We start from the raw sequence: 12,424 nt of genomic DNA on the forward strand, positions 1-12,424 counted from the left end.
TTACTCTCGGTTTTTCTCAGATTTTTCTTCAATTCTATATAGACCATCTAAAGAACACTTGCCAACCCATGAGGCAAGTGATTTTCCATCTTGCATGATCAAATCGGGCGCAATCTCAAACAATGGTACAAGGACAAACTCTCTATCTTTCATACCGTAATGCGGCACAGTCAGTTGTTTAGTCTCGAGTGCTAGGTCATTGTACAACAATATATCGAGATCTAATGTGCGCGGACCCCAACGATCCCCTTCACGCAAACGACCTTGCCGATTCTCAATTTCTTGCAGAGATGCCAATAATTCTTGTGGTTGAAGCGATGTTTTAACTCTACAAACGGCGTTGACATAGTCAGGTTGATCCTGCGGTCCCATTGGTGAGCTAGCATAAAAATGTGAACTGGCATTTAAGACCATGTGTGCATGCGATTCAATACTGACTAATGCGCGTTTTAACTGTTCGACTGGGTCGCCTAGATTGCTGCCTAACCCAATATATGCAATATCTGAGAGCATGCCTAATCGCTCTTCTTCTTGCGAGGGAAACGGCGCTTCTTACTTGGCCCAGATTCTTTGCGCAATTTATTCAACATGACTTTTCTGCCTTCAGGTTCAAGCTCTTGAAATTCTGTCCACCATTCACCTAGCTCCATTAAGTCGCCACCTTCAATTTCACCTCGTATAAGTAAGAAATCATAAGCGGCACGAAAGCGAGGATGACTCAATGTCTGGAAAGCGCGTCGCCCAAAACGTTTCGGTAGTCGTGTTTGCAACTGCCAGATTTCGCGAATAGCGATACTGAAGCGTTTAGGGATCATGATGCGCTGAATTTGGCGATGAAGCACTTCACCCACCGCAATATTGAAAGCGTCATGATAGCTTATACCTGCCTCATTCATAACAATTTGTGCGCGCTCTTCAACGGGGTACCACAAAAATGCGGCATACAAAAATGCCGGCGTGACACGTTGTTCGTTGTTGATGCGTTCGTCAGTGTTCTTCAGTACACGCATAACGAGTTGCATCTCTCGACAGGTGTCATCAACCAACATGGGAGCGAACTGAGGAAATAAATGAGTAAATAAACCGTATTTGTGCAGTAGTTGAAAGGTTTTTACACCACTTCCTGAAATGAATAGTTTAAGCACTTCTTCAAATAAGCGCGCTGGCGGTATATTAGCCAATAAATGGCCAAGTTCTTTGAACTGAGCACCAAGTTCATCAGAAATACTCATACCTAATTTCGCTGAAAACCGGATAGCTCTGATCATACGAACCGGGTCTTCACGAAAACGCGTAGCAGGATCGCCAATGAGTTCTATTTTTTTGTTCTGAATAGACTCGATACCATGGGCAAAGTCGATAATGCTCTGATCTTTTGCGCTAAAGTACATCGCATTAAAGGTAAAGTCTCTGCGTTCAGCATCTTCATCAATGGTGCCAAATACATTGTCACGAAGCAGTTGGCCTTGTTGATCTTGCTTTGCCAAAACGTCTTCCACGTCTTTTCCGCGACGGCTCTTTACCTGTACTTTATTCTCTTCATCGTTCTCTGACACGTCACCATGATGCCCACGAAAAGTGGCGACTTCTATAATATCTTTACCGAACACGATATGGGCTAAGCGAAAGCGTCTGCCGATAAGTCGACAATTACGAAAGCAGGCTTTAATTTGTTCAGGGGTTGCGTTTGTAGCAATGTCGAAGTCTTTCGGCGTTTTACCCATGAGTTTGTCGCGAATGCAGCCGCCGACTAAATAAGCGTCGTAGCCTTTGCTATTCAAGCGACGTAACACTGACAGTGCGTTTTCGCTAATGTCAGAAAATGTCACTGGATGTTGCCCTTTCGGGATAACCACCGGGTCGATCGCCGGAGAGTTAGTTTGTGTTGGTGCTATTGGGGTGCTTGACATGCCACCTTTGCCTATTATCGATGCTTCAACTTTGTGTTGAGCGTCTTTATTGATTTTTCGCGATTATACTTCATTTACGTCAGAAATCAGAATTTCTCTTTGTTTTGACAGTAATTTCGGCGACCAATGAGTAATTGCCCACTGCAACAATTCACTTGGGTCTTGTGTCGCTAACTGTTTTTCTCTCGCTAGCCCAATATAAGTAAGCGCTACCGAAAGTGTTTGATAAGTGTTTTCTGTACTCACAGCCTTCGCATGGTTTTGTTTACTGAGCTTTTTGCCTGGCGCTCTACTTAATACTGGAAAGTGTAAATATTGCGGGGGCGCAGATTGCAGCAGTCCGTAAAGATAGTTTTGTTGGGGCGTGGTATCTATCAAGTCGGCACCGCGCACAACGTGAGTCACACCTTGATAAATGTCGTCTACGACAACTGCTAAATTATAAGCAAATAGACCATCTTTTCTTTTTAACACCAGGTCTTCATTACAAAACTCGGGTTCAACTGTCACTCGGCCTAACAACAAGTCATCAAAGCTTGCTTGATTGTTTTTAATGATAAGGCGCAGCGCATTGCCAGTATCGCTTAGGTTTCTATGCTGACAATAAGACGTGTAGTAGCGACCCTTGGTTTTTATTGTTTGGCGCGTGCAATCACAGGCGTAGACTAATTGTTTAGCTTGCAGGCTTGAGAGTGCCGCTTGATATGCTTCTTGCCGCTGTGTTTGATATACCACTGAGTTATCCCAATGTAAGCCATGGGCTTCAAGTTGATGTAGAATGGTGGAGTCTGCATTAGGCATGACACGAGTTGTATCTACGTCCTCCATTCGCACAAGCCATTTACCGCCAGCCTGTTTCGCATGCAAATAGCTGACTAAAGCACAGCTCAAAGATCCCAGATGCAGCGGACCGCTGGGGGAGGGAGCGAATCGACCAATGTAAGGAAGTGCTTGTTGCATGCAAGTGCTCATGTTAGACAATAAAAAACCGCAATAGCAAAGCCATTGCGGTTAATCATATACGAACAAACAACCACAGGATTTAACCTTGTAATTGCTTCTCTTTAATTTCAGCCATGGTTTTGCAGTCTATGCACATATCGGCAGTAGGTCGAGCTTCTAACCGGCGAATACCAATTTCGATACCGCATGAATCGCAGAAGCCGAAATCATCTTCTTCAATGCGCTTCAAGGTTTTCTCGATTTTTTTGATAAGCTTACGTTCTCTGTCACGGGCACGTAGCTCTAAGCTAAATTCTTCTTCTTGAGCCGCTCTATCTACTGGATCAGGGAAGTTTGCAGCTTCATCTTGCATGTGGTGTACAGTACGGTCGACTTCTTGCCTAAGTTGGTTACGCCAAGCTTTCAGAATCAATCTAAAATGATTCATTTGCTCGTCGTTCATGTATTCTTCGTCTGGTTTTTCTTGGTATGGCTGAACATCAGCTAACGCAAGTAACCCTAATGATTTTCCTGTTGGCATCTGCCATTTCTCCTAAACTTCGACATTTTGTATCCTTTTGCCTAAACAGTGCTGGCAAATCACATTGCAACGAAATGTCTTATCAATCATTTAATGCTATTAGTAGCACCAAATTCTAAAAATTGTGTAGTCCACTTTTCAAACTGAGGACGGTAATATGGTGATTTTTACACAAAAATCAATCTTTTTTTAATCAACAATTGGTAGTGCGTCGGCTAAGCTCATATTTTCAATAGAAAAATTACATTTATACGATAATAATAAAACGCCTGCTTCTTGTGCTTTTCTCACCGCTTCAGCATATTTGGGGTCAATATGCTGTGCAATTTGCACCGAATTAATCCCGCTATGCTGCACACAAAACAATAGCACAGCCTTGTGACCTTGCCTGGCTAATTCTGCTAATTCATTTGCGTGTTTGGTACCCCTTTTTGTGACAGCATCGGGGAAAAAGCCCATTCCACCTTCACTGCATAAGCTGACTGACTTTACTTCGACATAGCAATCAGGCATGCCGTCACCCTGCAAGAAAAAATCAATCCGGCTATCACCCACTTTATATTCAGGGTGAATCGAGTTGTATTCGGCGAGTTCAATAATATGTCGGTTCTGAAGTGCTGCTTTGACCACCTTATTTGCGTTATTGGTATTGATGCCAATCCATTCTTGGCGATGATTCTTAGCAAGCTCCCATGTGTGCGCATATTTGCGTTTTGGATTGTCCGACTGGCTTAAGTAAACTCGCCAACCTGGCTCAGCGCAGCCTGTCATGGCGCCAGTGTTTGGGCAATGTACGGTGAGGGAATCACCATTGGGCAATACGACGTCGGCTAAGAAACGCTTATAACGCTTAAGCAAAGTGGCTTCAATTAATGAACTTGTGAATGTAATCAACTTATTATTCTTTTTATTTTTCTTAATTTTTTGGGCGACGCTTTATATTTGTTACACTCATCACCATATAAGCGATATAAAGCAAATCGGTCGATGAGAGACCGCTATCATCAAACCTTGTTGGAGATATAATGTCAAATTTTCAGGTATCACTGAGTACGCAAAGCGCCGATGCAATTTGGGGCGAACAAACCAAGCTTTCTTTTAACGAAAAGGGGGCTGTCCTGCATTTACCCTCCGAAGCATTGCACTTACGTGATATTCAAAAATCTGCTCGTAAAGTGGCCGGTCTAGGAGTAAAAAACCTGGCTTTTGTTGGCCAGTGGGATTCTGAGCAGCAATGGGCATTTGTAATGAGTTTTTGTGGTGCGGGCTTCCGCGGCGATATTCAATGGGCAGACGATGAAAATGCCATTGACCTTGCTATTCGTTTTGAAGCCTTGCAATTCACTCGAAAGTTGGTGAATGAAACTCCAGAGGACTTAAGTCCAGAAGTGTTGGCTGTTGCTGCTGCATCTTGGATCGAATCAATTGCACCTGACTTCGTGAGTACGAAAATGATCAAAGGCGAAGAATTGATTGCAGCTGGTTGGCAAGGCATTTACGAGGTTGGGCGTGGTAGTTGCCGACCACCTGTTTTGCTTGAATTAGATTTCAATCCAACGGGTGACGCAAACGCAGATGTTGAATTTGCTTTAGTTGGAAAAGGAATTACGTTCGATAGTGGTGGCTATAGCATAAAGTCAAGTGAAGGAATGTTGGACATGAAGTGCGATATGGGTGGTGCTGCTACCGTCACTGGGGCACTTGGCTTAGCAATTATGAAAGGATTGGAAAAACGCACCAAACTATTTTTATGTTGCGCCGAAAATTTGATTAGTGATCATGCATATAAATTAGGGGATGTGATCACGTATAAAAATGGTGTGACGGTAGAAATTGTCAATACGGACGCAGAGGGCAGACTCGTGCTCGCAGATGGTTTGATGGCCGCCACTGAGTCGGGAGCGAAAAAAATTATAGATGCAGCAACCTTAACTGGCGCGGCAATTATGGCTGTTGGTAAAGAGTTTAATGCAGTATTCAGTTTAGACACAGCGTTCCAACAGGAAGTGCTAGCAAGTGCTGTGGAAATGAATGAACCTCATTGGCCACTGCCTCTTATGCCATGGCACCAAGAGCAATGCCCGTCTCCTTTCGCGGAAACGGCAAACAGTAGACCGATGAAAGGTGGTGGTGCTGGTGGTGCTTCAAATGCAGCGGGTTTCTTATCACGCTTTGTTGCCGACGATGGCAAAGGTTGGGTACACATAGATTTAGCCGCGGCTTACAATCGTAATGGGACTGAAATTATGCCAAATGGTGCAAGTGCTATTGGTATTAGAACGATTGCAGCTCAGTTACTAAAATAGCCATTCACTCAGGTGCGCATATGCTTTTTGGCATAGAGCGCATAGATGGAAGGGGGACTAGCAGGGGCGAAGGAAACTTAGATTCCGCCTAAACGCTCTGCTAGTTCTTTGTATTTTTCGACATCGGTTCGATCAAACAATGGATTGCCAGCATCATCTTTATCTTTAGAAAGTAACAAACTTTCTCTTTCCAAGCGTTCCACTCTCACTTCTTGTACCGCTAAAAACTCTGCGACTTCACTTACCGTCATTAATGCCATGTTTCCTCCAATTGTATTATTGAAACTTCAGTTCGGACTCGCTGCTGCTACAAAGCTAAACCCTTGCTTGAAAGGTTAACGACAGTTGCGACGAATATCTTAATAAATTCATCATAACAGTTTGTGGTGAAACTGCTCGGGAAAAACCTTTCTTATAGGTGTGTAGATAAATTCCAAGGTATAAATTATTGCTTTTTACTGCCAATCTCGGCCCAAATAGCGCATAATTGCGCTTTTTTTCAAGGAGCAAAGGTGTGATCGAAATACTCTCAGCGGCCACGATGTTATTCCTGATCATGGATCCATTGGGTAACTTACCGATTTATATGTCGGTATTAAAAACGATCGACCCGAAAAGACGCCGAATAGTGATTATTCGAGAGCTCATTTTCGCACTCATCATCCTGATGGTATTTTTGCATAGTGGGCAAGCCCTGCTCGACTTTTTAAAAATAGAGCAAGAGACCGTGAGTATTGCTGGCGGTATTATTTTGTTCATTATTGCCATAAAAATGATATTCCCTAAACCGGGCGGCATCATGGGCATGCCTGCTGGTGAAGAGCCATTTATCGTGCCACTAGCTATTCCTATGATAGCGGGACCTTCTACGATGGCTGCGCTGATTCTGCTAGCAAATCAAGAGCCGAACAAAATGACAGAGTGGAGTATTGCTTTGTTTGCGGCTTGGCTGATCAGCGCTATTATTTTATCGATGTCTTCAACCTTTCATCGCTTGTTGGGTGAAAAAGGCTTAAATGCCGTTGAAAGACTCATGGGAATGATACTCGTCATGATTGCAATTCAAATGCTACTAAACGGCATCGGTGTATATTTTCAGTCGCAGCTAAGTGCTGCTATTTAACGCGACAATTAAACAAAAATTAGAGAAGCGAATATGAGCGAAAAGCTAAGTACTTTCCAACAAGTGCGAGATTTATCGAAGAAGCCAGCTGTTGGTTTTTCTGCAGCCATGCTGCAAAGAATGTTACCGAACTATCAATTGTTTTGTGAACTTGCAGAGTTTGGCGATGCTGAATTTGCTGAAAAGGTGGTGAATTTAGTTTGGGAATGGTTGACTGCACCCAAAGCAAAAATCAACATCGCAGTGCAGTTGGAAAAGCTAGAAGAAATTACGCCAGATGTGGAAAACTTCGATAATTTTGGCGTCTACCCTGCACTTGATTTCTGTATGGCAGCAGCTGCCACACTTCAATTGATAAGTGATGAAGAGCCGAATGGTGCTGTGATGGTCGCCAAGCTGAGCCAAGGCGGCGTCGAAGCTTATTTACTGGCGCTTTCTGAAACCGATTTAAGTAATCAAGAGGTCAAAGCCGATCCGCTGATGCAGTTCGAGATTGAAACCCAATTAGAAGTGTTGGCCATGTGTAACAACCGCGCACTTGACTTCAAACAATTGCGTGCCGAGATGAAAGCTCAGGGAATGTCAAACATTGGCATTGCTATCTAAACGACTTGGTATAATTCAGCACTCACTTGTTGAGTCGATTTGTGTTTAATTTGCTGCCAATTGTCGGGAACGTGCAGTGACTGACTGTTATTTTCTCGTTCGATGTATATTTTGCTACCTGCTTTGACTAAGCCTTTCGATTGAATCATATCCACACAGCTTTGCACTAGGCCTTTGTGAAACGGCGGGTCGATGAATATCAAATCAGCAGCTTCCTTGAGTGTTTCTAGTACCTGCAATGCATTACCCTGCTGAACTGTCGCACTTTCAGCGTCAATACGCAGCAGAGAAGCATTCTTTGATAATTGCTGTGCAGCAGGTTTATCTAACTCAATAAATTGCACATGACTTGCCCCACGTGACAATGCTTCAAACCCTAATGAGCCAGCACCCGCAAAACAGTCAATACACTTCGCATTTCTTACGTCGAGCATTAACCAATTGAACACGGTTTCTTTCATTCTATCCGTAGTAGGGCGCAAGCCCTCTAGGTTCAATACAGGTAGTTTTCGACCGCGGTGTTCGCCACCGATGATTCGAATATTACCTGTATTGGAATTTACCTTTTTTCTTACTCGCGTCATGTGGCCTGAAAGTGTTAGTATTGGGGGATTACGGGATTATATCTGAATCTACCAATCTGCTGTTAAGGATTTTTTGAACAACATGGCAAATTTGTTTAACTGGTTTAAGAAAGACCAATCAAAAAGTGACTCGAAATCGACTGAAAGCGAGGCCATTGAAGATAAGGCTATCACAACTGATACCGACGCGGCTGAGACACTTGAAGATACTAGCTTCAGGCCTGCACAGAATACAGAATTAGAAGACAGCAATGTTGAGCCTGTAGACAACACCGAGCTTGTTGAGTCTGAAACACTCAATCCTGTAGATCCTCATCTCCCTGCTGCGAGTGAAACAGAACCAGCGCAAGAGCCTACAAAGTCAGAAGCTACACAAGAAAAACCAGCATCGAAAGGTTTTTTCAGCCGTTTAAGAGACAGCTTGTCGCGCACCAAGGAGAGCATTGGAACCGGTTTTATCTCTTTGTTTGCTGGCAAGAAAATTGACGACGAGCTATACGAAGAGTTAGAAACACAGTTATTGATTGCTGATGTGGGAATGACGACCACAAGTAAAATCATCAATAAGCTAACTGAAAGCGCAAAACTGTCTCAGTTGAAAGACGGCGAAGCCTTGTACGATCTGCTTAAGCAGCAAATGCGTGATTTATTGGAGCCGGTCTCCAGCCCTCTCAATCTCGACAATAATATAAATGAAAATGGTGAGAAAGAGCCTTTTGTTATTTTGATGGTGGGTGTTAATGGTGTGGGCAAGACGACCACAATTGGTAAGCTTGCTAAGCAGTTCCAAAACCAAGGCAAAAAAGTCATGCTAGCTGCGGGTGACACCTTTAGAGCTGCAGCTGTTGAGCAGTTGCAGGTATGGGGTGAACGTAATGATATCCCCGTTGTTGCTCAGCAAACCGGGTCTGATAGCGCTTCTGTCATATTTGATGCTTTGGCGTCAGCCAAGGCTAAAGGAGCTGACGTGCTGATTGCAGATACGGCCGGTCGCTTACAAAACAAAGATAACTTAATCGAAGAGTTGAAAAAAGTGGTCAGGGTGATGAAAAAAATCAACCCGAACGCACCTCATGAGATCATGCTCACGCTGGATGCCAGTACAGGCCAAAACGCGGTAAGCCAGACTAAAATCTTTAATGACGCTGTAGGTATCACTGGTATTAATCTAACAAAGTTAGACGGTACAGCAAAAGGTGGTATTATTTTCTCATTAGCGGACCAATTTGGTATCCCAATCCGTTATATCGGCATTGGTGAAGGCATAGACGATTTGAAACCGTTTGAAGCTCAGCAGTTTGTTGATGCTTTATTCAGCCAAGATGTAGCCACAGAAGCAACAGTGGATTAAGCTAGAACCGATGTAGTCGATCAGAATGAAAAGGATGTAAGGTTGATCAAGTTTGAGCAGGTAAGCAAAACCTACCCAGGAGGCCAGCAAGCGCTTCGCAAGGTAGATTTCCATGTCGAACAGGGCGAAATGGCCTTTTTAACGGGCCATTCTGGCGCGGGGAAAAGTACGCTCCTGAAACTGATCAGTATCATGGAGCGTCCAACCGTTGGGCGCGTGCTGATTAACGGCCATGACTTAGGTTCAATCAAACGCAAGCAAATAGCCTACATTCGCCGTGACATCGGCATGATCTTTCAAAGTCATCAGCTACTAATGGACAAGAGCGTCTATGACAACGTTTCCTTGCCATTAGTCATTGAAGGGCACACGCGTAAAAACATTGCCAAGCGCGTCGATGCTGCCCTCGAAATGGTGGGTCTACGTGACAAAGCCCGCAATTTACCTATTACGCTTTCTGGTGGTGAGCAACAACGCGTAGGCATAGCTCGAGCGATTGTGAATCGACCGCCACTGTTGCTCGCAGATGAGCCAACGGGTAATTTAGATCCTAAATTGTCTATGGAAATTATTCGCTTGTTTGAAGACTTCAACCAAGCCGGAGTATCGGTTTTTATAGCAACCCATGACCTTGGCCTGATTGCGCGAATGAAATATCGCACACTCACACTAAAAAATGGACAAATGATCACAGATGGCTTAACAGATTCCTCAGATGAGGGGATCTATCGATGAGCTTATTATTCAAAGGCCGCGCACAAGGCGCAGAATCCGTAAGAGTCGGCTTTTTTCAGTCAATTTTTATGTTCTTTACGGATCATGCTAGACAAGCTGTTAATAGCTTAGGTGAGCTATGGCGATCACCTTTTGCTTCTTTGATGACGATTGGTGTCTTGGGTTTCAGTATAACACTGCCGAGTACCTTATACGTCATTGTGAAAAACACCGAACAAATCAGTGAGCAATGGCAGCAAGCATCTGAAATATCCTTGTTTTTGGAAAAGGGGGTGTCGAATGCAGATGCACAACAGTTGCTTAAACGATTGCGCCTGTGGCCTGAAATATCTGAGGTAGCCTATATCCCAGCAGATAAGGCCTTGGAAGAATTTCAGCTACTCTCTGGCTTTGGTGATGCACTAAATTACCTGGAAGAGAACCCTTTACCTGCGGTTGTATTAGTGGTGCCGACCAGTAAGCATGCTAGCCCCACAGCGGCGGGTATTTTGCTAGATAAACTGCGCAAAGAACGAGAAGTCGAAATAGGGAAGTTAGATATTGAATGGCTAGAGCGTCTGTATGCGCTAATCAACATAGCCAAGGATTTAGTCACCCTACTTGCCGTGCTCCTCTTTTTCGCGGTTGTATTGATTATTGGTAACACCATTCGTTTAAATATTCTGAACAAAAAAGATGAAATTGTAGTGATGAAGCTTGTTGGTGCTACCGATGCGTTTATTCAACGACCATTCCTTTATACGGGTTTTTGGTTTGGCTTACTCGGCGGGATCATGGCTTGGGTCACGGTACTGTTTATTCTACTTTGGGTTGATTTCAGTATGGATGCTTTTATGGAAAAGTATCAGGTCGATTTTAATATTACCGCAATGGATTTGAGTACACTGTTAATCATGCTAATGATGTCGGTGGGATTAGGTTTAGCAGGTTCAATATTGTCTGTTCAACGGCATGTGAAAGATATAGAGCCTAGGTAGATAGTCCTGCAAGGCACAGCAAAGCAATCGGTATTTACAAGGTATATAAGCTGTATCTACCTTGAAATCTATCAGATAGTGATTGATGGCCTTATTGCTTGCCGTTGGGCGTCGCTCTGGGGAAGAAATCAGACAGCGCTTGTCGCATTTCGTTGCTCCATTTAATCGCTCTATTGAATATTTCATGCAAATCTTTTTGAGAGATATCCAAGCTTTCTGATTGAGAGATGACGATCCCCCACAAGCCGCTTTCAAAGGCTTTTGCTGTGCTGAGATAGTCGGTAAAAGTACACGCTTCACCCAGCAATGCTTGTTTTATACCTTTCGATACTGGCAGTTTTTCTAAGATTACCGGCATTTCAGAGTCTAGGATGGTATCCAGAAGAGAGAACAAGCCAACAATGAAGGCTGACATGGACTTATCTTTACCGTTTTTCTTTTCTTCGAACAGCTCACAGAACTTCGCTCTCACTAAGGAGACTTGTAAAAGCTCGAGTGGCTTAGAGTCGTTCAAGCTTGCAAGAGATAGTAGTGCGATGAATTTCTTCACCTCGACTTCGCCCAAGTACGTTAATGCATGGCGTAGAGATGTTATTTTTAAACGTTTGTTTACCATTGGATTATTGATAAAACGCAATAACAGATAAGATAAAGCAGCGTCACGTTCAATAATACTCGCGACGGATTCTAAGTCGAATTCGGGCTGCGCGCTTTGTGACATCAGCTCAAGCATGGTGAGTTTAGATGCAGGCAATGCCTTAGCAGATTTTGTATCAGGTTGAGTGAAAAAATAGCCTTGAAAGTAGTCAAAACCAAGATCACGACACATTGCAAATTGATCTAAGGAAGCAACTTGCTCAGCAACTAGCTGAATCCCTGAAGCCGCAAGGGTTGGTATATGTTGCTCTAACCATTCAGGCTTAATTTTGGTGATGTCGACCTTCACGATATCAATGTAAGGATAAGGCGTGAGGATCGTCGATTCGAGTTTATCGTCACTCAAGGCTAATTTGTAGCCTTGTTGCTTTAGATGTTCACAAGCATTCATCAAGCTAGTATTTATCGCTGGATTTTGAGTTAACTCAACAACCACATTGTCGGCAGACAGTTCTTCTGGAAAGCGATTGATAATAGTTTCAGGTAAGAAGTTGATGAATGCTTTTTGATTACCAGAAATATCATCTATCCCCAGCGTTGAAAAACGCTCGGTAATCAGCTCAGCCTTCTTCGGTTCATGAAGAGGGTAAGCACCGCTTGCACCATCGCGAAACAGGAGTTCATAAGCGAATAGGTCCTGCTCCTTATCTAAAATGGGTTGTCTGGCGATGAATGCAAACATACTACGTTCC

The 12,424-nt window shown here is 43.6% G+C and carries 14 protein-coding genes; 6 read left to right on the forward strand and 8 right to left on the reverse strand.

Annotated features, from left to right (window positions below; translation table 11 throughout):
- The 5 genes from folK to sfsA form a co-directional block, all read right to left on the reverse strand.
- Positions 1–513, reverse strand: coding sequence for a 2-amino-4-hydroxy-6-hydroxymethyldihydropteridine diphosphokinase (gene folK / locus RM556_RS09655; RefSeq protein WP_311361148.1), 513 nt, complete (start codon positions 511–513; stop codon positions 1–3).
- A gap of 2 nt (positions 514–515) precedes the next feature.
- Entirely contained in the window at positions 516–1,910 is a 1,395-nt protein-coding gene (gene pcnB, locus RM556_RS09660) for a polynucleotide adenylyltransferase PcnB (protein ID WP_409220076.1), read from the reverse strand.
- 63 nt (positions 1,911–1,973) lie between these two features.
- Positions 1,974–2,870 carry a tRNA glutamyl-Q(34) synthetase GluQRS gene (gluQRS, locus tag RM556_RS09665; RefSeq protein WP_311374476.1) on the reverse strand — a complete coding sequence of 299 codons (897 nt, stop codon included), beginning with the start codon at positions 2,868–2,870 and terminating at the stop codon, positions 1,974–1,976.
- Positions 2,871–2,952: 82 nt separating this feature from the next.
- Positions 2,953–3,393 carry an RNA polymerase-binding protein DksA gene (dksA, locus tag RM556_RS09670; RefSeq protein WP_311361150.1) on the reverse strand — a complete coding sequence of 147 codons (441 nt, stop codon included), beginning with the start codon at positions 3,391–3,393 and terminating at the stop codon, positions 2,953–2,955.
- 189 nt (positions 3,394–3,582) lie between these two features.
- Entirely contained in the window at positions 3,583–4,284 is a 702-nt protein-coding gene (sfsA, locus tag RM556_RS09675; protein WP_311361357.1) for a DNA/RNA nuclease SfsA, read from the reverse strand.
- Between the two features lie 134 nt (positions 4,285–4,418).
- Here sfsA and pepB point away from each other — a divergent pair, with 134 nt between their 5' ends.
- A complete protein-coding gene (pepB, locus tag RM556_RS09680; protein ID WP_311374477.1) occupies positions 4,419–5,699 on the forward strand; it encodes an aminopeptidase PepB in 1,281 nt (426 codons plus the stop codon).
- A gap of 77 nt (positions 5,700–5,776) precedes the next feature.
- Here pepB and RM556_RS09685 read toward each other — a convergent pair whose 3' ends face one another.
- Complete coding sequence (locus tag RM556_RS09685) at positions 5,777–5,959, reverse strand: helix-turn-helix domain-containing protein (protein WP_311361152.1); 183 nt, start codon at positions 5,957–5,959, stop codon at positions 5,777–5,779.
- 257 nt (positions 5,960–6,216) lie between these two features.
- Here RM556_RS09685 and RM556_RS09690 point away from each other — a divergent pair, with 257 nt between their 5' ends.
- Both RM556_RS09690 and RM556_RS09695 read left to right on the forward strand, forming a co-directional pair.
- Positions 6,217–6,822 carry a YhgN family NAAT transporter gene (locus RM556_RS09690; RefSeq protein ID WP_311361358.1) on the forward strand — a complete coding sequence of 202 codons (606 nt, stop codon included), beginning with the start codon at positions 6,217–6,219 and terminating at the stop codon, positions 6,820–6,822.
- A gap of 33 nt (positions 6,823–6,855) precedes the next feature.
- Positions 6,856–7,428, forward strand: a complete 573-nt coding sequence (locus RM556_RS09695) for a YjaG family protein (protein ID WP_311361153.1) — start codon at positions 6,856–6,858, stop codon at positions 7,426–7,428.
- Here the strand turns inward: RM556_RS09695 and rsmD are convergent.
- Positions 7,425–8,012: a 16S rRNA (guanine(966)-N(2))-methyltransferase RsmD gene (gene rsmD, locus RM556_RS09700; protein ID WP_311374478.1), complete on the reverse strand. Its 588-nt coding sequence runs from the start codon at positions 8,010–8,012 to the stop codon at positions 7,425–7,427. The two genes, RM556_RS09695 and rsmD, sit on opposite strands and share 4 nt — an antisense overlap.
- Positions 8,013–8,094: 82 nt before the next feature.
- On the opposite strand from rsmD, the gene ftsY reads away from it, so the two are divergent.
- Genes ftsY through ftsX form a run of 3 tightly spaced genes read left to right on the forward strand, consistent with a single transcriptional unit; the run spans position 8,095 to position 11,075 of the window.
- Positions 8,095–9,363: a signal recognition particle-docking protein FtsY gene (ftsY, locus tag RM556_RS09705; RefSeq protein ID WP_311361155.1), complete on the forward strand. Its 1,269-nt coding sequence runs from the start codon at positions 8,095–8,097 to the stop codon at positions 9,361–9,363.
- Positions 9,364–9,405: 42 nt separating this feature from the next.
- Positions 9,406–10,098 (forward strand): cell division ATP-binding protein FtsE, encoded by a 693-nt coding sequence (ftsE, locus tag RM556_RS09710; protein ID WP_311374479.1) that lies wholly within the window; start codon positions 9,406–9,408, stop codon positions 10,096–10,098.
- Positions 10,095–11,075 (forward strand): permease-like cell division protein FtsX, encoded by a 981-nt coding sequence (gene ftsX / locus RM556_RS09715; protein ID WP_311361157.1) that lies wholly within the window; start codon positions 10,095–10,097, stop codon positions 11,073–11,075. Before ftsE ends, ftsX begins: the two co-directional genes overlap by 4 nt.
- 91 nt (positions 11,076–11,166) lie before the next feature.
- Here the strand turns inward: ftsX and RM556_RS09720 are convergent, their stop codons facing one another.
- Positions 11,167–12,414 carry an HDOD domain-containing protein gene (locus RM556_RS09720; protein ID WP_311361158.1) on the reverse strand — a complete coding sequence of 416 codons (1,248 nt, stop codon included), beginning with the start codon at positions 12,412–12,414 and terminating at the stop codon, positions 11,167–11,169.
- Positions 12,415–12,424 lie beyond the last annotated feature (10 nt).

This window comes from Alteromonas sp. W364 (assembly GCF_031846205.1).
GTDB classification, from domain to species: Bacteria; Pseudomonadota; Gammaproteobacteria; order Enterobacterales; family Alteromonadaceae; genus Glaciecola; species Glaciecola blandensis.